The sequence below is a fragment of the Paenibacillus sp. FSL H3-0329 genome (genome assembly GCF_037963285.1).
GTDB lineage: Bacteria > Bacillota > Bacilli > Paenibacillales > Paenibacillaceae > Paenibacillus_AQ > Paenibacillus_AQ odorifer.
Window position 1 is genome coordinate 4,562,016 of record NZ_CP150150.1, and the last position, 24,622, is coordinate 4,586,637.

Consider the following 24,622-nt stretch of genomic DNA (forward strand, 5'->3'; position numbering starts at 1 on the left):
ATGTACAAAAGGCCGCAACTTTTGCTAAAAGCAAAAAGTCGCAGCCTATTATTTATTCGTTATTATCCAGACTTAACGCTTCAATAAACCTTCGAAGGCTTCTTGCGCTTTACGCCGGATAGCTTCCTCATCCAGGGTTAAGCATTGCCCATGCTTGATGACCTGTTTACCATTCACCCACACATGCTCAACATCCTTAGCGCTAGCAGAGTAAACTGCATGAGACAACAGATCTGTGTGTGGCAGCAAATGCGGCTGATCTATATCAATTGCAATGAAATCAGCTTTCATCCCAACAGCAAGTCTACCTACATTATTTAAAAAGATGGACTGGGCGCCATATTCTGTAGCCATACGTAGAGCTTCTGGAGCTGGAACAGCCGTTGGATCACCGCTGACACCCTTATGAATGAGAGCTGCAAGCCGCATCTCTTCAAACATATCCAAGTTATTGTTGCTGGCCGCGCCATCCGTGCCAAGAGACACCTTCACACCAGCTTTTAGAAGATCAGTAACCCGAGCCACTCCGCTAGCCAGCTTCAAATTACTGCCCGGATTATGAGAGACACCCACATTATGGCGAGCCAAGATCTCAATCTCTTCATCATTTAAATGAACACCATGTGCAACTATCGAGGGACGTGTGAACATTCCAAGCTTCTCTAAGTGAGCTACAGGACGCAACCCGTAATCCGCCACATTTTGTTCCACTTCACGTTTCGTTTCGGACATATGCGTATGCATCGGTAAATCCAGATCATGCGCTGCCTGCACGAACTTAACCAGGAAGTCCGGAGGGCAAGTATAAGGGGCGTGCGGCGAGATCATAGTAGTAATTCTACCGTCCGCCTTTCCATGCCAGTTACGGGCAAAAGAAATCGCTTCCGCAAGCTTGTGATTCTGTACATCCTCTGGACATAACCCGATCACACCACGCATCAATACGGAACGGATACCTGATAACTCAGCTACCTCAGCTACTCGGTCCATATGATCATACATATCGAGGAAGGTCGTAGTTCCACCCTTCAGCATTTCCAATACAGATAAGGAGGTTCCCCAGTATACATCATCACCGGTGAACTTTTCCTCCATCGGCCACATTTTCTCCTGAAGCCACACTTGTAGCGCTAAATCATCTCCATATCCACGCAGCAAAGACATCGCCGCATGACCATGTGTGTTTACAAGTCCAGGCATGAACAGCAGACGACTGCCATCAACCACTTGCACTCCAGCTTCCATCTGAGGCTCTTCTTTTCCTATGTAAGTGATTAAATCATCTTCAATAGTCATATATCCACTCAGAACCGGCTCATCCGTTCCCGGAGTCAGAAAATACCCGCCCTTAATTATCGTTTTATTGCTGTTCATGTTCGCTTTCTTCCTTTCCATCCCGCAAGTAATAAGCAAGACTTTGCAGATCAGTTGTAAAATCAGCTGCATGCACCCGGATATTCGGTGGTGTCTTCAGAATCACAGGGGCAAAGTTCAAAATCGCTTCAATCCCAGAAGAAATGAGAATATCTGCTACATTTTGAGCTTCTGAATCAGGTACGGTAATAATGGCAATGCGAATACCTTGCTCACGAATCGTGCTGCCTAGTTCATCCATTGGTTGCACAGTAAGGGAGTTGATCTTACGTCCAACCTTAGGAGCGTACGAATCAAATATAGCCGTGATTTTCATAGTATCTTTGAGATATGCATTGTAATTAGACAAGGCATGTCCGAGATTACCTGCCCCTACTAAAGCTACATTAAGCTGTTGATCCAGCTTCAGAATATGACGGATTTTCTCAATAAGATACGTTACATCATAGCCGATACCTTTTCTGCCGAAGTCACCAAAATACGCTAAATCCTTACGAATCTGTGCGGGATTAAGATCAAGCTTTTGTCCAAGTTCCTGAGAGGAAACTGTTAATATTTCGCGATTCTGGAGATCATTCAAAAAACGCAAATACACAGGTAGTCTGCGAACAACGGCTTCTGATATTTTATCCGATTTCATATTTTTCCTCCTAAAAATAGTAATGTTCTTGTGAAAATCCATATTCAAACGTATACCTCTCCTTATTAAGGGCGGTACTGTAACTTACCGCCCTTAAGGATAAGGAGGAGCTAAACTGAAGACGAGCATTTTAAGAAGCGCCGCCATCCTCTAGCCATTCCGCTATGCGGGGGACCATTTGATCAGTCAGCATATGCTCCATTTTGGGACCAGGCAATGAATAAAGGAAATACTTCCCGTAATGAGATTCAATAACCCTTGTATCATAAACAATAACTATTCCGCGATCCTGCGCCGTGCGAACCAGTCTTCCGAATCCCTGCTTAAAACGAATAACCGCTTGAGGAACAGATAATTTCATGAACGGATTCTTCTTCTGGGCCTGCAATAACTCCGACTTCGCTTCCGCCAACGGGTGATTCGGTGGTTGAAACGGAAGTCTCACGATGGCCAGGCAAGTCAGTGCTTCACCTGGAATATCTACACCTTCCCAGAAGCTGCTCGTCCCCAGCAGAACGGATGCTGCACTGTCCTGAAAGCGGCGGATCAGCTTGCTCCGGCTGCCACCTTCCACGCCTTGACCAAGCACCGTAATCTCTTGTGAGGCCAAAGCCTCTTTAAGCGGATCATATACCTGACGCAGCATTTTATAAGAAGTAAACAGAACCAGCATCCGCCCACGTGTTGTTTTGGCAGCTTCTGCTAACGACTGTACGAGTGTATCGACAAATCGAGCATCGCCCACACTGCCCTTCACACTAGGAAAATCACGCGGTATAACTAGCAGCGCCTGCTCGCGATACTTAAAGGGAGATGGAAGGAGTGAGGTCATTAGACGTCCCTCTTCCGCAGCTTCGTTAAGTCCGAGATTATCAATCATAAACTGAAAAGATTTATCTACAGACAGCGTCGCCGAGGTAAGCACGATGCTTTTTTTCTTATCGAAGAACAACTCTTTAAGCTGGCTGCTAACATCCACAGGGACGGCATACATCTGCAGTGATTTGCTGCGGTAATTTCCATTTGCCTCCAGCCAATATACTACATTATCGTCATTCAGCCCCATAAAGAATCTTACTTGCTCACGTATGGAAGCCAAATCCTTAAATAAACCGCTAATATCAGTAACAAGACTGTCTGCTGAGGATTGGCTTTCCTGGTCACGCATCTCATTAAGCATTTTATCACCCTTACGGATGATGTCGCTTAACGTCAGATTCATAGTGTTCTCAAGCGCAACTAATTCATCCCAATCCTTCGGCTTACGGGCGGGAAGCAAACGCATAACCAGTTGTCCCGCTTCCCCTGCTGCCGCATCACTGCGTTCCGGCAAAAGGCTGAACAGCTTGTCGCTGAGTGCATCCCAGGTTTCTTTGACAGTAAGCAGATCCGGGTAGATCCGATCGATGACTCCGCTCCATTCTGAAGCCTCTTCACTGCCTGACGACTGTAAGATCTGGCGCAGAGCAGGAAGCTGTCCGTTTCGGCTATCTTTATACAGTCGCGATAACGTGTGTGCCACAGTGAAATGCTTCATATGCATGCCAAGATGTTTACCAGCCACATCTTCTAAATGATGTGCTTCATCAATTACAAGATGCTCGTAAGCTGGAAGCAGCTGGTGCCCAGCTTTAACATCTGCGAATAGCTTGGAGTGGTTCGTAATGACCACGTCAGCAATCCCAGCTTCATGCTTGGCCCTATGATAATAGCATTTGCGGAACCAAGGACAGGAACGGCCCAGACAGGAATCGGTATCGCTTGCCACCGTCTCCCAGAAATCACCGCCCCGGCCGCTTAAATTCAGCTCTTCATCATCCCCTGATTCACTTTGAGTGAGCCATACGATCATCTGAGCTGCAGTAAGCGCATCTTCCCTTGGGCTTATAAAGTCCTTTTTATTAATTTTATGCTCAAACTTACGCAGACACAAATAATGTCCTCTTCCCTTAAAAATAGCAGCTTTAAACGGAAAAGGAACTACCTGCGTTAACAAAGGGATATCCCGCTCGCGCAATTGGTCCTGCAGATTAATGGTATGAGTGCTGACCATGACTTTTTCATTGGTGCGAACGCTTTGATAAATGGCAGGCAACAAATAACCGAGCGATTTACCGGTTCCTGTGCCCGCTTCGATCAGTAGGTGTTTGTCTTCGGCAAGTGCCGTCATCACCTCATTGATCATAATATCCTGAGCTTCCCGGCTTTCATACTGCGGTAATGTGTCTTTAAGTCGTTTGGTTACTTCGTCCATATAATCAGTAAAAGATAAATTCGCTAGCGGATTCTCAGCATGCTCATCTCTAGGTGGCGCTAACTCCGTCCAGTCTCCTACTGCAAGCGCTAATTGACGATAGAAAGTCAGATCACCTTCGGGCTGTAGCGTCTCCGCTTCCCGCTCTCGCAGCAGACCATCAAAGTACCAGCCCAGATCACTATCCTCTTCGGTAAACAGCTCACAGAGTCTCTGGATCGTAAGCAGCGGCAGCTCGTAGAGCTCCTCCAGACATTTCAACAGCACTAAAGCAGTCGCAAGTGCATCACTATCTGCCTGATGCGGACGATCATGTGTCACTCCAAAATGAGCACTGACAGAGCCTAGCTGATAAGATGTGAGCGAAGGAAAGCAAATTTTCAGAAAATCAATCGTATCCAAAATCCGCCCTTGAAATGGCAAATAACCACAACGATCTAAAGCATTTTGTAAAAAATGGAAGTCGAAAGCGACATTATGCCCTACAAGCACAACATCATCCAAGAGCGGAACAAGCTCCATCATCATCTCATCCAGCTCAGGCGCATCCTTCACATCATCATCGGTAATCCCCGTCAGACCTGTTATAAAAGGAGGAATCGGCGTTCCGGGCTTGACATAGGAACCATATACCCGGGAGATGGACCGGTCTTCTTCTATAATTGCAAGGCCAACCTGGATAATTTCACCCACGGATTGGGTTCCTGTTGTTTCAAAATCAAGCACGGCAAATTTCATTATAATTCTATTCCCTTTCAATTGAGACTCTTAATCAGCATAACAGAAGTTGCGAAAAAAGGCGATGCACACCACTGGTTCAGGGGATGCATCGCTTGAATAGAAATTTCCAAAACCGTTATTCTTTTACAAAAGGGAAACCAGCTGATTTCCAAAATGCAGCTTCCCTCCACGACGGCGGCATACCTCTAAGTTAACGTTTGGCTCCGGAAGCGCCGGGTCATGCTGCAAGGCAAGGTCAAACAATTCCTGCGCTTCATTAAAACGTTCCTGTGAGGCTCGTATGCAGCCTAAAGCATTATATACCATGGCTTTCAGCTTGGTCTCCCGTATCAAGCCCAGCATATGGTTCAGATGACTCCAAGCGGCTTCACCGTCACCTTCCTGCAGATAAGAGATGGCTAAATATAATCGAGCAGCCAAGCTATCCGGGTATTGCGCAATAACTTCTTTAAACTGATCAATACACTTTCCATACATCAGCAGCTTATAATATCCCTGACCTCTTACAAAGGAATCCATACACAGCTCTGGTGCTTCCTGTTCCGGCACTTCCTCTTCGACCACTGCTGTAAAATCCGCACTTTCGCGAAAGTGACTTAGCTTCTCAGCAAAAGCGAGCCATTCATCCATCACTTTATCGCTCAGTCTATGCAGCATATTATAATTGCATAAAAGCTCGTTCCGGCGGGCACCCTCCGCTGTAGGGTAATCTGTTATGATCTCCTGAAGCACCTTGTTCATTTCAGCAAACAAATGTTGAAACATGGGCTATCCCCCCTTACTGAAGATGAAATCAGTTCAGCTTGCCTGACTTCATTTTCTGCGAGATCGGGGTCTTTCATCCCTGCCATTCATTACATGGCGTAAGTCCATACATTAAGCGATTGTAGCATGCAATTCATGATCAGCCAGCTTCACTGGTTTGTTATTCTCATCCACGAATACCACCGTTGGCTTATGTGACTCCAGTTCTTCCGAGGACAACATCGCATACGAAATGATAATTACTGTATCGCCCGGCTGAACAAGACGAGCTGCGGCACCATTAAGACAGATCACTCCGCTTCCACGCGGTCCAGGGATTACATAGGTCTCCAGTCGCGAACCATTATTGTTATCCACAATTTGAACTTTTTCATTCTCAAGAATGTCCGCGGCTTCCATCAAGCTCTCATCAATGGTAATACTGCCCACATAGTTTAAATTCGCTTCCGTTACTGTTGCGCGGTGAATTTTGGATTTCATCATATGTCTAAACAAGTGCAGCAACCTCCTTTGGAATAAATACATTATTATCAATCAAGCGTGTTCTGCCAAACTTCACGGCAAGCGCTATAATAATTTCCCCATCCACTTCTGATAAAAGAGCTTCATCCTCTAATCCTTCAAGATCAGGGAATGTTAGGATCTCCGCATAATCAATCACCGCTAGAGGAGAGCTGGAAATAACCGATGTCAACAATTCCCGCACTTCAGCAACGGTTCTTACTTTTCCTTCTTCAATAGACTGACGTGCTTCACGTAAGGAACGAGATAACACCAATGCCTGACTACGCTCCTCTGGAGACAAGAATACGTTACGTGAGCTGAGCGCAAGTCCATCCCCTTCACGAACGATCGGACAAGGGATAATTTCGACATTCATATTAAGATCGGACACCATTCGGCGAAGGACAGCAACTTGTTGAGCATCCTTCAGCCCAAAGAAAGCATAATCCGGCTGTACAATATTGAAGAATTTATTAACCACTGTGGTTACACCATCAAAATGCCCAGGGCGGGAAGCCCCACATAGCCGGGTAGTAAGCTCCGATACCGAGACAGTAGTCCGAGTAGGCTGCGGATACATTTCTTCCACACTGGGGATAAATACAATATCTACTCCCTCACGTTCAGCGAGTTCCAAATCACGACGCTCGTCACGCGGATAGGAATCATAATCCTCGTTTGGCCCGAATTGCAAAGGATTCACAAAAATGCTCATTACCACTGTGTTGCTCATTTCTCCAGCCCGGCGAAGCAGACTGGCATGTCCGTCATGCAAGTATCCCATCGTAGGAACGAACCCAATCGGGGCGTGCCCGCCTTGTCTCATATACTCCAAAGCTTCGCGCAGCTGCTCAATGCTTCTGACGACTCTCATTTATTTCCCTTCCTTTCTGGCAGCGCCATATAAAGATTCCAAGACTGTTTCATCTGCATTAAAAACGTGGCCTTCATCTGGGAAGGAACGTTCCTTCACTTCCTTCACATACTGGCTTATGCCCTCACGGATCACATTACCCACATCCGCATAGGTTTTGACAAAACGTTTCTCACGATAAGGTGAGGCATAACGCAGCAAATCATGGAAAACCAATACCTGTCCATCACAGTAACGGCCTGCACCAATCCCAATGGTTGGGATGCTAAGCGCTTCAGAGATTGCCTGGGCTACTTCTTCCGTTACCAGCTCCAAAACGATTGCAAAAGCACCTGCTGCCTCAAGCGCCTTAGCTTCATCCATCAGGCGTTGGGCATCCTTGGCGTCTTTGCCTTGAATCCGGTAGCCACCAATCATATTCACGGATTGAGGAGTAAGCCCGATGTGTCCCAGCACAGGGACTCCCGCAGCCACAACCGTAGCTACAGTCTCACAAATCTCAAGTCCACCTTCCATTTTGACGGCATGAGCCCGCCCTTCCTGCATCAATCTGCGCACACCCCGCAGGGTTTCATCTATACTCCCGTGATACGTCATAAATGGCATATCAGCCACGATAAATGTACTTTGTGCTCCTCGAGTTACCGAGCGGGTATGGTACACCATATCTTCAATCGTTACCGGTAAAGTTGTATTGTATCCAAGGACTACATTCCCAAGAGAGTCACCAACCAAAATAAGGTCGATACCTGCTTCTTCTGCAAGAACTGCAGATGGATAATCATAAGCGGTCAGCATGCTCAGTGGCACACCTTCTGCTTTCATTTTTTTCATTTTTACAATATTTAGTGCTTGTTTGTTTGCCATTTCTCTTTTCGTCCTCCTTTTTTAAGTAACCTGCCCGTAAAAATCGCAACAAAAAAACCTTTTAGCAATCATTTGCTAAAAAGGTCCGAAGGGCAAAAAAGAGTCACTTGCGATCGTCCCTTCTGTCTCGGTCCTTACGGCTCAGAGCAGAATCCAACGTAACCGTCAAACGCAGTTATGAAGGTACTTTCAGTAATAAAAAATATAAAAAGTTCTACAATTCAAGAGTACAGTTCGATAAACGATACCGCCTCCGACCCATAGTATATCAAAAAGAGCGCGGAATTACACGAAAAAAATATGACAAGGGATGATACCCCTGTCATATAAATAAATCTTATAAAAGTTCAATTTCACCTGAGCATACGTTAGAGATCTCTCCTGAGCTGTTTTTAAGCAGTAGACCACCTATTTCATCCAAACCCACTACCACACCTTCAGAACGCCCCTGAGGGCTGTTCAGTGCGATCTGGCGCCCCAAAGTCACAGACATGGACTCCCAAAGCTCCTTTATAGGTTTAAAACCTTGCTTCATGTACAGATTGTAATGCATATCCAGTTCGTCCAAAACCGCCCTTACCAGCTCAGAACGGTCAACTGGAGCACCCCCCCGCTCAATCCGAAGTGAAGTGGCGACCTCCTGCAGATGATCAGGATAATCTTCCTCTGTCATGTTCGCGGAAATGCCAATTCCAGCAATGCAATAATGAAGCTCCCCTTCTCTTAGAGAAGATTCGAGTAAAATCCCACAAATCTTACGACCGCCTGCGAGCAGATCATTCGGCCATTTGATGCCGGCATCTACACCGGTCACCCGTCGAATTGCCTTGCAGACGGCAACTCCAGCCAGCAATGTCAGCTGCGGAGTCTCCGACAAGGGTAATTGGGGCCGTAACACAATACTCATCCAAATGCCCTTGCCACGGGGAGAGAACCACTTTCTTCCCATTCGGCCTCGGGCACCCGTCTGTTCTTCTGCGATGACGGTTGTTCCTTCCGGCGCGCCGTTTTCCGCTAAAAACTTAGCTTCTTCTTGTGTGGACACCACAGATTCCAGCAACTGAACGTTGCCTATCCAATTCGAAGCGGAGGTCTCTCGCTTCAGCTCAGTTAGCGACAGCGCTTTATCATCGCTCATGTCCATCCATCCTTTTTGCTTCAAGCAGCAATAATTGTTTATCATTAGGTAAATCACCTGAAGCGACCGCTTGCAGGAGTCCATTTAACATTTTGCCGAGCCATGGCCCCGGACGTTTGTCCAAAGACTCCAGCAGCTCATTGCCTGTAATCTCAAGCTCCGAAAGGCTGGTTAGCGGCATTTGCGCGATCCATTCTCTTGCCGCTTGTACATTTACAGCGGCAGGTGAGGTTGAGGCCTCTGACGATTCCACGACGGAAAAGACAGAAGAGGCCGCAGTGGGAAGAGTAGGTGCGGCTGCTGGCAGGATCGCCAGCAGCGAGAGCCACCCTTCGGCGGCTTCCACGCCGAAGGCCAGCACAGCGGCGATCCATTGCCGCCGCAGACCTTCCATGCCGCCCATATCCGGCGGCATGGCCTCTAGCGCAGCGGTCCAAGCTTCGCGGACCCGCAGCACCTGGACGATGCCGGTCCGCATCGTCCCCGAGAACGTCCATGCCCGCAGCAGCACATCGGCCTCTTGGGCCGACTGCTTCAGGGCATGGAGGAGAAGCGCCCACCGCAGGCGGGCGCTCTCCAGTTCCCCGATCCCGGCCGTTAAGGCGGCAGCAGCCGCCATATCGGTTCCGGTCCAGGGGAACGGGGCTTTGCCGCGCGCCAGCAGCTCGCAGCGCGCTAGCATGCCTAGGCCGCGCAGAGGATGCGGCCCCTCGACGATGCGGTCCAGCTCCGCGCGGACACGCTCCACAGCAATATGCGCCAGCTTATCCCGCTGGCGCATCAGGCCCCTCCACGTGTTCTTCGCGATGGAGAAATCCAGCACCGATGCAAAACGAATGCAGCGAAGCATGCGAAGCGCATCTTCGTCAAACCGCTCCTCCGCATCGCCTACACAGCGAATCACCTGCAGCTGTAGATCCTTCTCACCTGCGAATGGATCAATAAGTTCCCCATTTAATCCACAGCAAATCGCGTTGATCGTGAAATCACGACGACGAAGATCCTCCTTCACATCGTTCACGAAAAAAACATGTTCAGGACGACGATGGTCTACATAACCACTTTCTGTCCGGTATGTCGTCACTTCAAACCCGCAACCATCCTGTATCACGGTGACCGTACCATGAGCTAATCCTGTTGGCACACTGCGCGCAAAGATAGCTATCACTTCCTCCGGCAGTGCTGAGGTTGTAATATCCATATCGTGCACTGGCCTACCTAATAGCTCATCGCGAATACATCCTCCAACCCAATAAGCCTCGTGGCCATTTTGGGTTAACTCGGAAATTACAATCTCCGCTGCAATTGCCATCGCAGAAGGTGCCATTGTCCATTCCATATGTGACTCCTTACCCCCGAACTGGGTCCAGTCCAAGTACCTTGCGCCCCAGCACCCGGTAATAAATATCTTCATATTGTTTCGTTATCGAATCCTTACAGAAATCTTTGCAGGCTGTTTGTAAACAAGCTTCTCTAAACTGTTGCACCATACGTTCATCCGACAGGAGCTTAACTGCATATTTAGCCATAGTCGTTGTATCGCCAATCGGTGCAAGGAATCCAGTCTTTCCATGCTCTATAAGCTCAGGAATGCCTCCGGTTTGCGAGCCAATCGTCGGTACGCCGCAAGCCATTGCTTCCAGAGCAACCAGACCAAAGCTTTCCTTCTCGGAAGGAAGCAGAAGCAGATCAGCTAAAGAGATCACCTGAGCGATTTCATCCTGCCTTCCCAGAAAACGAACTTTATCTTCCAGACCCATTTCGCTAATTTTGGCTTGAATTTTGGGAAGATCCGGACCTTCCCCTACAAGCAGCAGGCGGGAAGGCAGTTCACGATTCACTTTGGCAAAAACGTCAACAACATCGCTGACTCTTTTTACAGGACGGAAATTACTGATATGCATCAGAATCTTCTCATCAGGCGCTGCGAAATCTCCCCGCAGATCCGTTACATCACGCGGATAATAGACCCGATGATCCACGAAGTTATAAGTGAGATCAATGTCGCGGGTAATATCGAGGACATCCCTTGTTTCTCTAATAAGATCCTGAGAGACCGCCGTAACGGCATCACTTTCATTAATCCCCAGGCGAATCAAATCTTTAAGCGATTCATCCTGACCAAGCACCGTTATATCCGTGCCATGCAAAGTCGTTACAACCTTCATATCGTTCCCAAGCATTTGCTTTGCAAGGAAAGCACACACTGCGTGTGGCACTGCATAGTGAACATGGAGAAGATCCAGATTTTGCATTTTGGCAACCTGAGCCATCTTCGTAGCAAGCGCTAGATCGTACGGGGGATAGCGGAATACATAATAATCGTTTACTTCTACCTCATGGTAAAAAATATTTTTCTGAAACGTTCCCAACCGGAACGGGATACTATGTGTAATAAAATGAACTTCATGACCCTTCTCGGCCAAGAGTTTACCTAATTCAGTCGCAACTACGCCTGAACCGCCAAGAGACGGATAACAGGTAATTCCTATTTTCAGCATACGATCCATCTTCCTGTCTCCTTCTTCTCCAGTATTGATTCGTGTAATGAATCATCTATTGTTTGTCGGCCGCTTTCAAAAAAGCGAAGCGAACACCGTTTCTTTCAAAATCACAGGACTTTATTTCTCTAAGCTGTTCAAAAAAAGCTCTCAGGAGCGCAATGGCGTATTAATTCCAAGCACTCCTGGATCAATCATAATCAGCTTATTATATTATCATACAAACTTCGTTATATCCGTTCCTTAAGTAAACAATTCCACCGTATGAGGTACCTTGGTTGCAAACCCTTCTGCATAAGGAATCAGCCTGCGCTGGCCAAGCAGCATATCTCTCGAACGGACTCGTTCAATGTAGCCTTCCGTTAACGGTGTGGATACAGCATCCTCACCCGGAGGTTTGGTGAACTGGGAGCGATAGCAGGACAACGCCTGCTCCTTCAAGCCATATTGCTCAGTAACATCAACAATAAGATCGGTACGTCCTAAATCATTGATAAAATAGAAGTACAGCTGTGGAGCAGGAATTGCCGGCTTGTCCGGCATATATTTACGTAGCTTGGCATTAAAAACAGCCTCTTCCACCAGCTTGCTACAGGCGATATGATCGGGATGACGATCCTCCCAATAAGGAGCAAAAACTATCGTAGGAGAAAAGCGGCGAATTTCAGCAGTCACAGCCGCCACATGCTCTGCTGTAATAAAAAGCCCTCTATCTGGCAGACCCAGGTTTGTCCGCACGGATGCTCCGAGAAGGTCTGCAGCTTGCTGCGCTTCTTGCTTGCGAAGTTCTACTGTACCGTTCGATGACATTTCCGCGGCTGTTAAATCGCAAAGTCCCACCTTAAGTCCCGCAGCGGTATGTTTTGCAATTGTTCCTGCCATACCGATCTCCGCATCATCTGCATGCGCACCAAATACAAGAATGTCCAGCTTCATTCATCAACACCTGGTTTGTATTTATGAACCAGTGCACGCCAAGCAAAATCACCACGATCAATCGCCTTCACAAGAACCTCCGCTGTGGCAATATTCGTAGCTACCGGTATCCCGTATACGTCACATAGACGAAGTAGAGCTGAAATATCAGGTTCATGTGGCTGCGCCATTAATGGATCACGCATGAAAATAATAAGATCCAGTTCATCCTGTGCTACCATTGCACCGATTTGCTGATCTCCACCTAATGGACCAGACATGTAACGATGAATTTTTAAGTTAGTTACATCCATAATCCGTTGGCCAGTAGTCCCTGTAGAAAAAAGTTCATGACCTTCAAATACATGTTCATAAGCTAATACAAAATTTACGATTTCATCTTTTTTACGATCGTGGGCAATAAATGCGATCTTTAACATGGTGTTCTCTCCTGTCTATTCTATAAAGTGCTCGAATCCATAGATCAAGCCTGTATATCCCATTACCTTTTCAATACCCATCTTAACGCCTGGCATATATCCCGCACGCTCATAAGAATCATGGCGAATCTTCAAGGATTGTCCGAATCCGCCAAAAATCACTTCTTCTTGAGCAAACACACCAGGAAGACGGACACTATGTATCCGGAATCCGTTATAGTAACCACCACGGGCACCTTCAATGGTTTCTTCCTCTTTAGGATTACCTTGACGAAGTTCCTCACGAACTTCCGAAATCATCTCTGCGGTTTTGACCGCAGTTCCGGATGGAGCATCCAGTTTCTGGTCACCATGATACTCTATAATTTCCAGATGCGGGAAGTACTTTGAAGCTTGCGCCGCAAATTTCATCAATAGAATAGCCCCAATGGAGAAATTCGGAGCAATAAGTCCGCCTATCCCCTGTTCTTGACACTGCTTGTCCAGTTCCACCATCTGCTCCGGTGTGAATCCGGTTGTACCGATAACCGGACGCACTCCGTACTTAATAGCTAGCGCTGTATTCGTATACGCTGACTGTGGTGTAGTGAAATCCACAAGGACATCTCCGTTGCTTCCCGCGAGGGCGGCCTCAAGATCAGAAGTTACAATAACGCCTGAGTCTTCCAGACCTACCAGACGCCCTGCATCAATATCGCCCGAAGAACGATCTACTGCTGCTGCTAACTCCAGCTCTTCGTCCTGCAATACAAGTTTAACAACCTCTTTACCCATTCTTCCGCCTGCGCCGGATACAACGACCCTGATCTTGTTATTCATATTTTTTCCATCCTCGCTCTCACTAGTTATATAGTTATTGCATATACGATTGTATGGATTTCTGAAGGTCTCTCATCAATTCCCGCAAGCCAGAATCATCCGGATGTAACGAAATCACTTCTTTTAAGGCAGTCATAGCCTGTAAATGTTCATTCACTCGACTATGCGCGATAGCAAGCCATACATAAGCATCCCCATATAATGGATCAAGGGTAATCGCCTCTTTGAGCAGTGTAATCGGATGATAAGGGTTGCGAGTTTTGTTGTCTTCATCTTCTATCAACCGTTTGGCTTCCTGTACATGCATCATAGCCTGCAAATGCTGCAGATGCAGACTATACTCAGGTTTGCTGGTGTCCAGCTTTACAGCAGCCTGAGCATGAACTAAAGCTTTATCTAGCATACCACTGCGGGCATACGTTATGGAACAACGATATCTAACCTCGGCATCAGCAGGGCTTGCCGCAATTGCAGACTCGAAGCAAACAATAGCTTCGGCAAAGTCACTGCGCAATATCGAGCGGTAAGCCTCTCTTACATAATCCTTATGATCCATATACTCACCATCCTCACGGCTAAATCCCGTTCGTTTGGTACAGCATATGTTATAGAGGCCTAATCGGTGTCTTTCGGTGTCCAACGTCCCGCATCACGGGTATTAAATTTATGCATTACCTTATTATGCGCTTCCGTCAGGTCTATCCCGAGAGAATTTGCAAAACAAACGGTAATAAACAGAATATCTCCCAGTTCAAGTTCAATGGAATTCTCAGCTTCATCAGACTTCTTAGGCTTCTCACCGAACTCATGATTGACCTCTCTAGCCAGTTCTCCGACTTCCTCGGACATGCGGGCCAGCATAGAGAGTGGACTGAAGTACCCTTCCTTAAACTGCGATATATAAGCGTCTACTTCACGCTGTATGTCACCAAGACTTTTGTCCATAAAATGTAACTTCTCCCCCTCTGTATATCTTGCCTTCTGTTTGCCCCTATGTTATCGTAAAGACGTTTTGAAGACAATCTTTTTTGAATATTTTAACACACGCAAGAAAAGGTATACTTATTATAGGAAAAGAAAAACTGCCTACAAAAGGCCTAACGAGGGATTTCATGAATTCAAAAAAGGTAATTACAATCAGCAAGACAGTCGCTCCCATCTTGCTCGGAGCCGCAGTATATGCCTTCGGGCTACTGTATTTCATCATTCCAAATCAGTTGATGGAAGGCGGCGTAACCGGGATCACACTTCTCCTTAATTATGCCTTTAGTATTCCCATCTTTTTATCCACACTGCTGATCAACCTTCCTTTGTTTCTGCTGGGCTGGAAAGTCCTAGGCGGGCGGCAAATTGTGTATACAGGTGTAGGGATCGGGGCGTTGACCTTTTTCCTGTGGGTTTTCGAACGAATGATTACTGCGGGATGGATTATCCCCTTCAGTACCGAACACGACTTTATTCTTGCGGCACTGTACGCAGGAGTAACGCTTGGAACGGGGCTTGGGCTAGTATTCCGTTTTGGGGGTACAACAGGTGGTGTTGATATTGTCGCAAGAATTCTGGGACGGAATTTTGGCTGGAGCATGGGGCAGATTATTTTGGCCATCGACATTATTATTATTGGCTCTTCCATCCTCTACATTCCTAAAGAAAAAATACTTTACACACTTGTCGCAGTTTTCATCTCATCACGAGTTATAGATTTTATCCAAGAAGGTGCCTATGCCGCCAAGGCATTTACAATTATCAGTGATGATGCACCGCAAATTGCCGATCTGATTACAGCGGAAATGGATCGTGGTGTAACCCTCATCCCTGCCATTGGTGCTTATTCCAAGCAAGCTAAATATATGGTGTACTGTGTAGTCTCAAGGCAAGAAATTCGCCGGCTAAGTCTGCTGGTCAAATCCGTTGATCCACGCGCCTTCGTAATTATTAGCGATGTACACGACGTACATGGAGAAGGCTTTCGAGAAACCTAAATAAAAAGGAGTGTAGGCCATTTCAAGCCCACACTCCTTTTTGCTGTTTATAATTTCACCCTACGGAATCGGCTTCCAATTCTGATTCTGACCACGGTACTTGCGATAAGCTACATAGGCTAACGCAGCTATAATGAAGCTTGCTGCTAACCCTCCCCAAATCCCAAATTCTTGCGATGCCAGCGGCAAGGACAATGCGGGTTCATCCTTCTCTTTTCCGAACATCACTATTACCGCATCCTGACCATAAGATACAATTTCAAGCAGGCGGGCACGTTCAACTTTTTGTGAGGACGAAGGAATGCCGGCCGCATATGAGAGCCAAGAATCAAAAGCACTCACAACTTCAGGCTGGCGGGAGACAATCACTGCCGGACGGATGTTATCATACCTGCCCTGCAGTCTTTCCAGAGCTGTTTTCCAGCCCGCCAAATCATTTGCAACCGCACTTTGCTCCATCGCATTTAGATCCTCACGAATCAGCTTGTAGTACTGAAGCCAGATAGGCTGACGCGGATGATTAAGACTGTTGGCAGCTAAACGTAGCTTGGCGGCTGACGCTTCCCATTGCTGTGGATTTATTTTCGCGCCTGCCACTGTAGCCTTCAGGTCCATAATGACCCCTGACAACGCATTAATCCCCTCCACAGAGGTCATTCCCTCAAAGGATGTGGACACAAAGATCTTGGAGATCGCTTCGGTCTCCTGTCGAACCTTCATTACATCCCCTTCCAAAACATACCCATACAACGCCTCAGCGGCTTGTTCCAGCTGCTGTGCTCCAGTCTTTCCGCTCATTACTGCCAAACCGTTGCCCGAACTAACGTCGGCGCTTTGCTTCGAAGCATTGCCAGACCCTTCGCCATCATCCCCTAGCGCCGCTGAAGCCTTTACAACATCCATACTGGTCAGTAGCCAGCAGAATACTAGCACAACCACTACATAATATCTCCCGCGGAGCATGAGACTCCCCCTCCTACCCAAGAAGAAACGACGTTGTCGTCTTTTAAAGACGATATTCGTTTCTCGTAAAATTATAAGGATAAAGTATAGTATAAAACTTATACTTCTTATAATTCTAAATGTATGGCAGGGGGACAAGGGATAGAACTGCTTACTAACGTCTATTCTTGAACTGATAGATTGACTCTACCGGTCTTTGTCTTCTACTAAACAACCAAGCAGCTGCAACACTAAGCAGCGTAAGCGCCATAGTAAAGTACTGTACCTGAATTACATAATCGTTCAAAACAGAAGGTAACCACGGATAGATTCCGTAAGAATAATCCAGCATATCGTTGGCGAGTGTCCATAGTAAGGCTAATGGAATCATTTTGCGGAAAGAAAAAAACCTTGCATAAATCAACGCTTCAACTGCCATCCCCGTATGGGAGATTACCAGCATCCAATCTTTCCAAACCAAAACATCACCGTGATAACCCCCGGCAAAAATAATGCTCACTGCCCATATCCCGTACTTCACTGACGTAACGACCGCCAAAGCCTCAATAAGTTCCCTTACATTGTTTCCTGTGTAGCTTTTTGGAGGGAAGAGCATCAGCAACAGAGCTAAGGTAAAAAACAAACTTGCGGTTGGGCTATCCGGAACAAATGGAAGCAGCCAGTGTGGATAATTAGCCGCAGTGAACTCCAGTTGATTGCCATACCATATGTAGCCATAAATTGTGCCCAGGAAATTTACGATAAATAACAACCAAATAATTCCCCGGTTCTTAAACAGTTTGTTAAACCAATGAACTGGCATACAGATTATTAACCTCCCCAAGTAGTGGCACTTTACATTTAGACATACAAAAACCTGACCGCATGCACGATCAGGTTGCGTTATCATTATTTTACTGTTCGCTTTTTTGTTTGGCAAGCCAGCCGGCCAAGGTATCGATATCCGCTTCTGACAGACCTGCTCCCAACGCGGTATCGTACATTTTTGGCATCTGCCCTTGACCCTCTTTTATAATAGTAAGGATTGCTTCTTTGTCATGAGTGTCCCCAACTCCGCGAAGCGAAGGTCCGCCTGCCCCTTTCAAATCCGCTGCGTGACAGGTGATACAAGTGGCTTGTTTGTAGAGCCCCATAGCTGGATCATCCTTGTCCACAATCGCTACTTCTTTTGCCTTAACGGCGCTGGAGGTTGGAAGACCTTTTGCCCTGTTCTCCGCCGCCTTTTCTTCCCGTTGAACATCTTCAGGAATCTGACCCGTTTCAGCCATTTCATGTTTATATTCAGTCCAGGCTGTATTGGTCAAATAAACAATTGCTGCTAGGGACAAGAACATCAAAGATGAAGCAATCGGCCTACGGTAAAAGCGACGCTCTCTACCCGTATCCAGAAAAGGAGCCAACAGAAGTGAACCAAAAGCCACACCAGTAACTCCTAGTGTACCCAGAACGATATAATCGCCCGAAGCATAAGGGAGCTTCAAATACTGATAGAGAAACAAGAAATACCAGTCAGGAATCGGGATAACCGTAGCACTAGCATTTGCTGGAAACCCTAGCGGAGCTGGCTCTGAAATAGTAAGTACTAATATTCCTACAAGTACAACGACTCCGACCATCCATTCCTTCAATAGAAAGTTAGGGATAAAGGCTTCCGATTTGCCGGGGTAAGCCGTGTAGTCCGGAGGTGTGATAAATCCGTTCCCTTTGCGAACTCTGGAATCACCGACATATACAACCTTTTCCTTAGAATTGTTTCCATGTGCCATCCGTATTCCTCCTCTCTCAGATTAACTTACAGCGGTCCGGAAATCCCTTGTCTGCGGATCATAATAAAGTGTCCTACGAGCAGACTAAGAAGCACCGCTGGGAGGAAGAATACATGTAGTGCGAAAAACCGAGTTAAGGTTTCGGCGCCAACAATCGTTCCGCCTTGCATCAGTTCCTTCAGCACCGGCCCCATTACTGGAACAGAATTAGCTATTTCAAGAGTTACCTTTGTTGCGAAATAAGCTTTATTATCCCAAGGCAACAAGTAACCTGTTAAACCAAGTCCCAACATTACGAAGAAAATCAGCATTCCAACTACCCAGTTCATCTCACGCGGCGCTTTGTAAGAGCCTGTAAAGAAGACGCGCATCGTATGAAGGAACATCATAACAATTACTAGACTTGCACCCCAGTGATGCATCCCGCGGACAATCTGTCCAAATGCAACACTTGTCTGTAAATACTCAACACTAGCATAAGCATTAATAATGTCCGGAACATAATACATCGTTAAGAACATACCTGATAAAATCTGAATGACTGTAATAAAAAAGGTCAGTCCGCCAAAGCAATACACGAACGCAGAGAAATGATGGGCCGGATTAACATGCTCAGGAACCTCGTGATCGGCCACGTCTCTCCAAATTGGCGTAACATCCAGACGTTCGTCAATCCAGTTATAGACATTTTTAAACATCAGAACTACGCCTCCTCACGAGCTACTGTATTTGGCACAATGTCTCCCAAAAGCACCCACCCGTTATCGAATTTCGTTTTATACTGATCAAGCGGCTTAGGAGCAACCTCGAGATTTTTGCCAAGCTTTGTATAACGTGCACCATGGCAAGGGCAGTGATATTCGTCCGGATGAGCTTTATTGTTGTTCCACCCGACCGTACATCCCAAATGTTTACAAATCGGTGAAAGCGCATAAATATCACCCTTCGCGTCTTTCCGGATCCACGCAGTGAGTGTCGCTGTACTGTCGTACCATCCGTCCTTCTGTTTCAATTCAAAAGTAAATTCCTGGGGCTCTTCGGTGATTTTGCTTATCTCAGCAACCTTGATAAAATCTCCAGCACCCTTCTTATGTAATATCGGATCTACGACAAAACGGACCATTGGAAGAATTGTACCCGCCCCCATAAAAGCAGTGGCGCCACCAAGCGTGTAGGTCAAAAATTGCCTGCGCGACATCTCTTTACGGCTGGGTGGTTGTTCAGGCCATGTCTCCTGTTGTTCATTATGGCTGCTCATACTGTTATATAACCCCCTTCTCAAGATATAAGAAAGTATCTGTGGTGTCCGATCAGAGATGTCTCAATATAAATAATCCGTTTTCAAATCTTTTCAATGAAATACATCACATACCATTTGGATTCAACCTAATAATAGCTTAGGCTCCAAAACCCGTCAAGAATATTGTCTAATTTGTGACAGGCTAAAAAGCGGTTTCAACCTGTAATTGTTGATTTTCTGTCACATTTATAAGGAGTTCATCTCCGCCACATCTCTTGAATTTTGATACTAATTTCACTGTTATTCTTCCCTTCTGGAGAAGCCTCAATGATAGGCAGAGAGAGAACTAAATCGCTTTCATAGATTTGGCTTTCTTGGAGAGGTACATCCGCTGTCAACACCACAACATGCTGGAAACCACTGGATTTGACTTTTTGACAAATCTCATTAATTAAATTCACATAACCCTCTCCAGCATACTGAATGGCTGGGTAAGTCACGATCCGCCCCTTGAACGGTATTTCCACCATATCCATGAAATTACGTAATCTTTCGAGTGCCTGAACGGTCTCAGGAGGACTCTCAAGTCCAGTTAATCCTGTAAAAGGTATGAGACATGTATCATAGAATTTTCGATTTTCTTCCCAAGTGTCCACTTCAAAATCGCTGAATTTCATTCCCATTCATCTCCCTATGTATAATTGTTAATCTTTTTGATCTTTCGCAGATCTTCCTGAAGTTATAGAACCCATTATATTGAAGGAGGAGGAGGAACGTCCAGATTTAGATTTTTTATTTTCGTCCGATTAAGCAAAGTGAGTAGATTATAAGCAAAAAAAGAAATGCGCTAAGCGCATTTCTTTATGCCAAACTTTTAAGTTCCTCAGTAAGATTTCGGAAAGCCATCTCATCTCCGGTAGCCAGCGCCGTGTCAATCTCACGGTGCAAGATGTCGGAGCGACGCTTTCGCAGCGCTTCATCCCACACCATTTCTGCCGCAAGTCCTAGCATCACTTCATACGTAGCCTTCATTTTGTCCATTCGATACACCTCCGCTGTTTAAGAGATCCTTTTTTCTTGTTATTTGATATTTTGATATCCATCAAGATGATTATGTTTTCGGTTTCAAGAGAAGCGGCACCTACTAAAGCATATTCATCAATCCTGTCTTCGTTCTACATATTTGCCCATTACGCTCAATACTTCCTCTATTGTACCCATCAGCAGCATTAACGGATTCCTACATCTGCGTATGTAATCCCCATAAGCCTTTTCGCATGCGCACCTCTACCGAAGATACTTAGGTACGGCTGTCTCTATCCCCCATGGCGTCATCATCACAGCGAGTCCACCAGAAGTCTCGCCCAATTTAAGCATCCCTAGGTGCACCATCATCCGTATTATTCGTTGCTCTAGAATAGAAGCAGCACTGTCATAATAAAACGGTTTAATTAGCCACCCCACACCATCCACTAAAGAAGGTACTGTCACCCAATTACTGGCGCTGATGCTTATCCAATACACAAGTGAAGGTAGATTTGGCACAGCCCCTTTATATAGTCTTAACCAAAAAGAGAATATCTGCATCAACGAATCACATTTTCCATCGTTTAACACAGCCTCACCGGTCGCAGTAAGCCTTAGCCGGAAGCCTTCCTCAGAGATCCAGCGGCGGTGACGAATATAGTCATACAAAAGCGCAAATCTTGGAGGATAATGCTCACAAGCTCTCCCATAACCAAATCTCCAACCGCCTTTGCTAAGAAGCTCCTCCGGAATATGAAGCGCGTTCATCACACCTTGCTGGTACCGCCTATACATTGCCCCTTCCTGATTCAGTTCTGGCTCATTGTCCTTAATATATCTCAGCAGCATTACCAGATCACTGATCATTAATTCTCCTTCACTGCGATACATAACAGGTTCAGGGCTAGTTGCGATGCTCTCTTTGATATGTGCACTCATCGTCTCCCGAAAACGTTCTTTTAAATCCTTGGGTACCTGGTACAAATATCTGGTCTGCTGTGAGGAACCACTAAAAAGCCAGCCTCCACTTTTGAAACGAGAGACCATCTCCCGGAAACCTCCAGTTTTCCCTTCAGGTGCATCAAAGGACGCTTGCCTTGCCACAGCCAACAAATCCTCAAGACTAAAGTATGTGCGTTCATCAAAAAGCAATGTATTCAAAAACCGTAAATCCTCCGGAGCGCATTCCCGGATATGAGACTCCATAAAACTTCTGCTTCCAAGCATAATCAAAATACTTTGGATCAAGTCGTGTTTGGAATTCTGTTTGCATTCACACCGGTAGCGGCCCGCTATGGCGGTCAGCTGTCCAATATCTGCATAAGTAAGCATATCCGCCAGATTCATGTTTTATCGCCTCACCGTTTTACTACCATTATGGGGAATACTGCCTATTTTATTCCCTTTATTGCAAAAAAAATAACCCGAAGCCCGGGTTAATGCTGATTTTGCAGGATATGGCGAGTACAATTATATAAAATAGGATTCCATTCCCGCTCTTTCTTCTCCAGAATCGTCAAGGATAGATTGCCAATTCGTTCAGAATACTTATCCTTGTAAAGAGCAGTATACAGCTGAGCAAGAAATCCTCCATGGGATATGACGAGTATATTCCGATTGGGATGCAGTGCAGAAATATCTTCCATAAAAGCAAGAGCCCGAGCCTGAAGCTGTTCGTCGGTTTCTTGACCGAGGGAGAGCTGGCTCCATTCCTTACCCCACTTCTCTTCACGTTCTGCGGCAGTAAGCCCTTCTACCTGCCCATAAGCACGTTCCCGGATACGCTGATCAGGTTCTAATAGCGGAATTCCTAACTTGTCAGCAATAATCTTACCGGTCTCAGCAGCGCGGGAAAGATTACTAGTAACGCAGTAGTCCCAGCTGTACGGTTCCTGTAATAAGCGGTCAGCAAGCATTGCAGCTTGCATCCGTCCTTCATCATTAAGTGGAATATCACTTTGTCCCTGTATTTTCCCTATCGCGTTCCAGTCCGTCAATCCATGGCGTATCAAGCCGATTAGCATGTTGCCTCCCCCTTTTCAGCAAAGTATTTGTCTCTTAATGTAACATGGATGAAATAAAAAGTCTTCTTTTTATGAGTTTTACAATGCAAAAAGCCCCTCATTACATTAAGTAAAGGGACTCCTTCAATGTTCTGAATATTATAAACAACGGAAGCAAAGACATACGTCTAATAACCCTCTATGATCGGCGATAACGATTCAGCCTAGTTAATGAAAATACTGCAAAGCCTACACCTAACATCGATAACATCATCCAGTATTGAGGATGAGTGGGTCCCATACTTACTACAAGGGGTTCAATGATCCCACCTTCAGAGCCCAAAATTGGATACGTTGATTGCCATTCCATCGAGGATCCAGCGACACCTGTCTCCACAATTCCACTCTGAGCAACAACTGCATCACCTGGAGTTCTGAACATCGTAAAATAAAGAACGCTGGACAGAAATATTGCCAGAAAGCATGCGATCCATAAGCTAAGCCGATGGCGAACAATAGCAGAGGTCCCAGCAGATTTCCCGTCACCGGGCATCAACCATGGACTCTCTAAATAAATCCGCTCCATGACTTTAACATTTATGGCTTCAGCACGCTCTTCACTGATCTCTTCCCTCAAATCTTGCATAAGCAGGCTGCTCTCTTGCCATAGAGCCCATTCTGCAGCGCAGTAAGGACAAGTTTCAATATGTCTTTCAAGTAAAATCCGCCTAGGATGTGTGGGGGGAGCGTCCCACAAGAGCGGAATACATTCTTGCGCTTCCCTGCAATTCATTCGCCTTACACCCTCTCAACCTGCTCTTCAACTTCAGGCTCATTGAAATAGGATTCGAGTTGAAGCTTCACACTACTCCTGGCACGAAACAATAATGATTTCACTGAGCTTACACTCTGATCTAAAATTTCTGCGATTTCTTGATAGTCCATTTGATCATATTCACGTAGGATAAGTGCAGAGCGTTGTTTTTCGGGAAGATTATTTATCGCCTCACGGACCAAATTCATCCGTTCATTGCGCAATGCAGCCTGCTCGGGTGCAACTTCAAACGGTGCTACTGGTGTATATCCACTCTCTTCCAGAGATACATTACCGGCACGGTTCTTGCGAAGCTCACTTAGCACAGTGTTGCGGGCGATAGTGTACAGCCATGTTGAGAATGAAGCATCTACCTCTCGAAAGGAATGCAAGCTACGAAATGCCTTGTAGAAGGTCTCCGAACAAAGGTCCTCTGCGATAAGCTCCATATGTGAATTTCTAAGCATATGATATACAAATGCTAGTATTTTACGTTGATAACGACGCATTAATTCTGAATATAATTCTGTGTTTCCTTGTTTGATTTGCTGGATCAACTGGGAATCCGTCATGGTGAGATTGGCCCTCCTCGCCCTTGCACGTCTTTTCCCATCCGGTCCGTACTTATTATACCGGTTTGGGCTTTAAAAGTTGCGGTGTTACTGCAAATTTTTAGTTTTTTTATGAAATACACCTATGTATATTCAACTACCCGATAATTAAGGCATGATGTATATGAAGAAGACAAAAAGAAATAAGGCATACTTCTAATTTTACATAAATATAGAAACGAATCTAGAAACATACCTGCTCTATTGTACCACATATTCTCATAGGATGACATTAATAGACTTAAGATAGGTCCTCTCGCCAACAAGACCCGACATTGGATTTCTGACATAGATTCCGGCTTTAAAAATAACACATTTATCAATTTTTAAAAACTGTTGACAAAATGTAAACGTATACATATAATAAAAGTACAGTATGGTTTCT

Annotated in this window: 27 protein-coding genes; 1 reads left to right on the top strand and 26 read right to left on the bottom strand. The window is 45.9% G+C overall.

Annotated features, from left to right (window positions below):
* Nucleotides 1-72: 72 nt before the first annotated feature.
* The 15 genes from NSQ66_RS20155 to NSQ66_RS20225 form a co-directional block, all read right to left on the bottom strand.
* Entirely contained in the window at nucleotides 73-1,374 is a 1,302-nt protein-coding gene (locus tag NSQ66_RS20155) for an amidohydrolase (RefSeq protein ID WP_076101458.1), read from the bottom strand.
* Nucleotides 1,361-2,014 carry a redox-sensing transcriptional repressor Rex gene (locus NSQ66_RS20160; protein WP_036676294.1) on the bottom strand — a complete coding sequence of 218 codons (654 nt, stop codon included), beginning with the start codon at nucleotides 2,012-2,014 and terminating at the stop codon, nucleotides 1,361-1,363. The genes NSQ66_RS20155 and NSQ66_RS20160 overlap by 14 nt, the downstream gene beginning before the upstream one ends.
* A 130-nt stretch (nucleotides 2,015-2,144) precedes the next feature.
* Nucleotides 2,145-5,006 carry an ATP-dependent DNA helicase DinG gene (gene dinG, locus NSQ66_RS20165; RefSeq protein ID WP_036676291.1) on the bottom strand — a complete coding sequence of 954 codons (2,862 nt, stop codon included), beginning with the start codon at nucleotides 5,004-5,006 and terminating at the stop codon, nucleotides 2,145-2,147.
* Nucleotides 5,007-5,132: 126 nt separating this feature from the next.
* Nucleotides 5,133-5,774, bottom strand: a complete 642-nt coding sequence (locus tag NSQ66_RS20170; RefSeq protein WP_076101460.1) for a hypothetical protein — start codon at nucleotides 5,772-5,774, stop codon at nucleotides 5,133-5,135.
* A 111-nt stretch (nucleotides 5,775-5,885) separates the two neighbouring features.
* Entirely contained in the window at nucleotides 5,886-6,269 is a 384-nt protein-coding gene (panD, locus tag NSQ66_RS20175; RefSeq protein WP_036676288.1) for an aspartate 1-decarboxylase, read from the bottom strand.
* Nucleotides 6,262-7,152 (bottom strand): pantoate--beta-alanine ligase, encoded by an 891-nt coding sequence (panC, locus tag NSQ66_RS20180; RefSeq protein ID WP_038572414.1) that lies wholly within the window; start codon nucleotides 7,150-7,152, stop codon nucleotides 6,262-6,264. Before panC ends, panD begins: the two co-directional genes overlap by 8 nt.
* A complete protein-coding gene (panB, locus tag NSQ66_RS20185) occupies nucleotides 7,153-8,019 on the bottom strand; it encodes a 3-methyl-2-oxobutanoate hydroxymethyltransferase (protein WP_036676283.1) in 867 nt (288 codons plus the stop codon). It abuts the gene before it with no gap.
* Nucleotides 8,020-8,356: 337 nt separating this feature from the next.
* Nucleotides 8,357-9,157, bottom strand: coding sequence for a biotin--[acetyl-CoA-carboxylase] ligase (locus NSQ66_RS20190; protein WP_051490911.1), 801 nt, complete (start codon nucleotides 9,155-9,157; stop codon nucleotides 8,357-8,359).
* Nucleotides 9,147-10,496 carry a CCA tRNA nucleotidyltransferase gene (locus NSQ66_RS20195; RefSeq protein ID WP_076101462.1) on the bottom strand — a complete coding sequence of 450 codons (1,350 nt, stop codon included), beginning with the start codon at nucleotides 10,494-10,496 and terminating at the stop codon, nucleotides 9,147-9,149. The genes NSQ66_RS20190 and NSQ66_RS20195 overlap by 11 nt, the downstream gene beginning before the upstream one ends.
* A gap of 10 nt (nucleotides 10,497-10,506) precedes the next feature.
* Nucleotides 10,507-11,667, bottom strand: a complete 1,161-nt coding sequence (gene bshA, locus NSQ66_RS20200) for an N-acetyl-alpha-D-glucosaminyl L-malate synthase BshA (protein WP_038572418.1) — start codon at nucleotides 11,665-11,667, stop codon at nucleotides 10,507-10,509.
* Nucleotides 11,668-11,901: 234 nt separating this feature from the next.
* Nucleotides 11,902-12,594 carry a bacillithiol biosynthesis deacetylase BshB1 gene (bshB1, locus tag NSQ66_RS20205; protein WP_038572419.1) on the bottom strand — a complete coding sequence of 231 codons (693 nt, stop codon included), beginning with the start codon at nucleotides 12,592-12,594 and terminating at the stop codon, nucleotides 11,902-11,904.
* Nucleotides 12,591-13,013, bottom strand: a complete 423-nt coding sequence (mgsA, locus tag NSQ66_RS20210; RefSeq protein WP_036676275.1) for a methylglyoxal synthase — start codon at nucleotides 13,011-13,013, stop codon at nucleotides 12,591-12,593. Before mgsA ends, bshB1 begins: the two co-directional genes overlap by 4 nt.
* Before the next feature lie 15 nt (nucleotides 13,014-13,028).
* Nucleotides 13,029-13,832, bottom strand: a complete 804-nt coding sequence (gene dapB, locus NSQ66_RS20215; protein WP_036676273.1) for a 4-hydroxy-tetrahydrodipicolinate reductase — start codon at nucleotides 13,830-13,832, stop codon at nucleotides 13,029-13,031.
* A 34-nt stretch (nucleotides 13,833-13,866) separates the two neighbouring features.
* Complete coding sequence (locus NSQ66_RS20220; protein WP_036676272.1) at nucleotides 13,867-14,388, bottom strand: tetratricopeptide repeat protein; 522 nt, start codon at nucleotides 14,386-14,388, stop codon at nucleotides 13,867-13,869.
* 59 nt (nucleotides 14,389-14,447) lie between these two features.
* Complete coding sequence (locus NSQ66_RS20225; RefSeq protein WP_036676271.1) at nucleotides 14,448-14,777, bottom strand: nucleotide pyrophosphohydrolase; 330 nt, start codon at nucleotides 14,775-14,777, stop codon at nucleotides 14,448-14,450.
* A gap of 167 nt (nucleotides 14,778-14,944) precedes the next feature.
* Between NSQ66_RS20225 and NSQ66_RS20230 the strand changes: the two genes are divergently transcribed.
* The gene (locus tag NSQ66_RS20230) at nucleotides 14,945-15,814 is read left to right on the top strand and encodes a YitT family protein (protein ID WP_036676270.1); all 870 of its coding nucleotides are present in this window, start codon (nucleotides 14,945-14,947) and stop codon (nucleotides 15,812-15,814) included.
* 60 nt (nucleotides 15,815-15,874) lie between these two features.
* On the opposite strand, the gene NSQ66_RS20235 is transcribed toward NSQ66_RS20230, so the two are convergent.
* The 11 genes from NSQ66_RS20235 to NSQ66_RS20285 form a co-directional block, all read right to left on the bottom strand.
* A complete protein-coding gene (locus NSQ66_RS20235) occupies nucleotides 15,875-16,777 on the bottom strand; it encodes a sporulation protein YpjB (RefSeq protein ID WP_076213544.1) in 903 nt (300 codons plus the stop codon).
* A 154-nt stretch (nucleotides 16,778-16,931) separates the two neighbouring features.
* A complete protein-coding gene (locus tag NSQ66_RS20240; RefSeq protein ID WP_051490910.1) occupies nucleotides 16,932-17,579 on the bottom strand; it encodes a DUF1405 domain-containing protein in 648 nt (215 codons plus the stop codon).
* Nucleotides 17,580-17,670: 91 nt separating this feature from the next.
* The gene (locus NSQ66_RS20245; RefSeq protein WP_036676267.1) at nucleotides 17,671-18,543 is read right to left on the bottom strand and encodes a menaquinol-cytochrome c reductase cytochrome b/c subunit; all 873 of its coding nucleotides are present in this window, start codon (nucleotides 18,541-18,543) and stop codon (nucleotides 17,671-17,673) included.
* A gap of 26 nt (nucleotides 18,544-18,569) precedes the next feature.
* A complete protein-coding gene (locus NSQ66_RS20250) occupies nucleotides 18,570-19,241 on the bottom strand; it encodes a cytochrome b6 (RefSeq protein ID WP_036676266.1) in 672 nt (223 codons plus the stop codon).
* 5 nt (nucleotides 19,242-19,246) lie between these two features.
* Complete coding sequence (locus tag NSQ66_RS20255; protein ID WP_036676264.1) at nucleotides 19,247-19,801, bottom strand: ubiquinol-cytochrome c reductase iron-sulfur subunit; 555 nt, start codon at nucleotides 19,799-19,801, stop codon at nucleotides 19,247-19,249.
* A gap of 239 nt (nucleotides 19,802-20,040) precedes the next feature.
* The gene (locus NSQ66_RS20260) at nucleotides 20,041-20,460 is read right to left on the bottom strand and encodes a DUF2487 family protein (RefSeq protein WP_076213547.1); all 420 of its coding nucleotides are present in this window, start codon (nucleotides 20,458-20,460) and stop codon (nucleotides 20,041-20,043) included.
* A gap of 184 nt (nucleotides 20,461-20,644) precedes the next feature.
* On the bottom strand, nucleotides 20,645-20,824 hold the full coding sequence (locus NSQ66_RS20265; protein ID WP_036676261.1) for an IDEAL domain-containing protein: 180 nt from the start codon (nucleotides 20,822-20,824) through the stop codon (nucleotides 20,645-20,647).
* A 246-nt stretch (nucleotides 20,825-21,070) separates the two neighbouring features.
* A complete protein-coding gene (locus NSQ66_RS20270) occupies nucleotides 21,071-22,156 on the bottom strand; it encodes a hypothetical protein (RefSeq protein ID WP_036676259.1) in 1,086 nt (361 codons plus the stop codon).
* 89 nt (nucleotides 22,157-22,245) lie between these two features.
* On the bottom strand, nucleotides 22,246-22,833 hold the full coding sequence (locus NSQ66_RS20275; RefSeq protein ID WP_036676257.1) for a histidine phosphatase family protein: 588 nt from the start codon (nucleotides 22,831-22,833) through the stop codon (nucleotides 22,246-22,248).
* A gap of 178 nt (nucleotides 22,834-23,011) precedes the next feature.
* Nucleotides 23,012-23,458 (bottom strand): hypothetical protein, encoded by a 447-nt coding sequence (locus tag NSQ66_RS20280; RefSeq protein WP_051490909.1) that lies wholly within the window; start codon nucleotides 23,456-23,458, stop codon nucleotides 23,012-23,014.
* A 152-nt stretch (nucleotides 23,459-23,610) separates the two neighbouring features.
* Nucleotides 23,611-24,198 (bottom strand): sigma-70 family RNA polymerase sigma factor, encoded by a 588-nt coding sequence (locus tag NSQ66_RS20285; RefSeq protein ID WP_036676255.1) that lies wholly within the window; start codon nucleotides 24,196-24,198, stop codon nucleotides 23,611-23,613.
* Nucleotides 24,199-24,622: the final 424 nt, after the last annotated feature.

Excerpts from the sequence above, each read along its gene's own strand:
- NSQ66_RS20155 (WP_076101458.1), bottom strand. The coding sequence starts at position 1,374 with ATGAACAGCAATAAAACGATAATTAAGGGCGGGTATTTTCTGACTCCG.
- NSQ66_RS20160 (WP_036676294.1), bottom strand. The coding sequence starts at position 2,014 with ATGAAATCGGATAAAATATCAGAAGCCGTTGTTCGCAGACTACCTGTG.
- dinG (WP_036676291.1), bottom strand. The coding sequence starts at position 5,006 with ATGAAATTTGCCGTGCTTGATTTTGAAACAACAGGAACCCAATCCGTG.
- NSQ66_RS20170 (WP_076101460.1), bottom strand. The coding sequence starts at position 5,774 with ATGTTTCAACATTTGTTTGCTGAAATGAACAAGGTGCTTCAGGAGATC.
- panC (WP_038572414.1), bottom strand. The coding sequence starts at position 7,152 with ATGAGAGTCGTCAGAAGCATTGAGCAGCTGCGCGAAGCTTTGGAGTAT.
- panB (WP_036676283.1), bottom strand. The coding sequence starts at position 8,019 with ATGGCAAACAAACAAGCACTAAATATTGTAAAAATGAAAAAAATGAAA.
- NSQ66_RS20190 (WP_051490911.1), bottom strand. The coding sequence starts at position 9,157 with ATGAGCGATGATAAAGCGCTGTCGCTAACTGAGCTGAAGCGAGAGACC.
- NSQ66_RS20195 (WP_076101462.1), bottom strand. The coding sequence starts at position 10,496 with ATGGAATGGACAATGGCACCTTCTGCGATGGCAATTGCAGCGGAGATT.
- bshA (WP_038572418.1), bottom strand. The coding sequence starts at position 11,667 with ATGGATCGTATGCTGAAAATAGGAATTACCTGTTATCCGTCTCTTGGC.
- bshB1 (WP_038572419.1), bottom strand. The coding sequence starts at position 12,594 with ATGAAGCTGGACATTCTTGTATTTGGTGCGCATGCAGATGATGCGGAG.
- mgsA (WP_036676275.1), bottom strand. The coding sequence starts at position 13,013 with ATGTTAAAGATCGCATTTATTGCCCACGATCGTAAAAAAGATGAAATC.
- dapB (WP_036676273.1), bottom strand. The coding sequence starts at position 13,832 with ATGAATAACAAGATCAGGGTCGTTGTATCCGGCGCAGGCGGAAGAATG.
- NSQ66_RS20220 (WP_036676272.1), bottom strand. The coding sequence starts at position 14,388 with ATGGATCATAAGGATTATGTAAGAGAGGCTTACCGCTCGATATTGCGC.
- NSQ66_RS20225 (WP_036676271.1), bottom strand. The coding sequence starts at position 14,777 with ATGGACAAAAGTCTTGGTGACATACAGCGTGAAGTAGACGCTTATATA.
- NSQ66_RS20230 (WP_036676270.1), top strand. The coding sequence starts at position 14,945 with ATGAATTCAAAAAAGGTAATTACAATCAGCAAGACAGTCGCTCCCATC.
- NSQ66_RS20235 (WP_076213544.1), bottom strand. The coding sequence starts at position 16,777 with ATGCTCCGCGGGAGATATTATGTAGTGGTTGTGCTAGTATTCTGCTGG.
- NSQ66_RS20240 (WP_051490910.1), bottom strand. The coding sequence starts at position 17,579 with ATGCCAGTTCATTGGTTTAACAAACTGTTTAAGAACCGGGGAATTATT.
- NSQ66_RS20245 (WP_036676267.1), bottom strand. The coding sequence starts at position 18,543 with ATGGCACATGGAAACAATTCTAAGGAAAAGGTTGTATATGTCGGTGAT.
- NSQ66_RS20250 (WP_036676266.1), bottom strand. The coding sequence starts at position 19,241 with ATGTTTAAAAATGTCTATAACTGGATTGACGAACGTCTGGATGTTACG.
- NSQ66_RS20255 (WP_036676264.1), bottom strand. The coding sequence starts at position 19,801 with ATGAGCAGCCATAATGAACAACAGGAGACATGGCCTGAACAACCACCC.
- NSQ66_RS20260 (WP_076213547.1), bottom strand. The coding sequence starts at position 20,460 with ATGAAATTCAGCGATTTTGAAGTGGACACTTGGGAAGAAAATCGAAAA.
- NSQ66_RS20265 (WP_036676261.1), bottom strand. The coding sequence starts at position 20,824 with ATGGACAAAATGAAGGCTACGTATGAAGTGATGCTAGGACTTGCGGCA.
- NSQ66_RS20270 (WP_036676259.1), bottom strand. The coding sequence starts at position 22,156 with ATGAATCTGGCGGATATGCTTACTTATGCAGATATTGGACAGCTGACC.
- NSQ66_RS20275 (WP_036676257.1), bottom strand. The coding sequence starts at position 22,833 with ATGCTAATCGGCTTGATACGCCATGGATTGACGGACTGGAACGCGATA.
- NSQ66_RS20280 (WP_051490909.1), bottom strand. The coding sequence starts at position 23,458 with ATGCAAGATTTGAGGGAAGAGATCAGTGAAGAGCGTGCTGAAGCCATA.
- NSQ66_RS20285 (WP_036676255.1), bottom strand. The coding sequence starts at position 24,198 with ATGACGGATTCCCAGTTGATCCAGCAAATCAAACAAGGAAACACAGAA.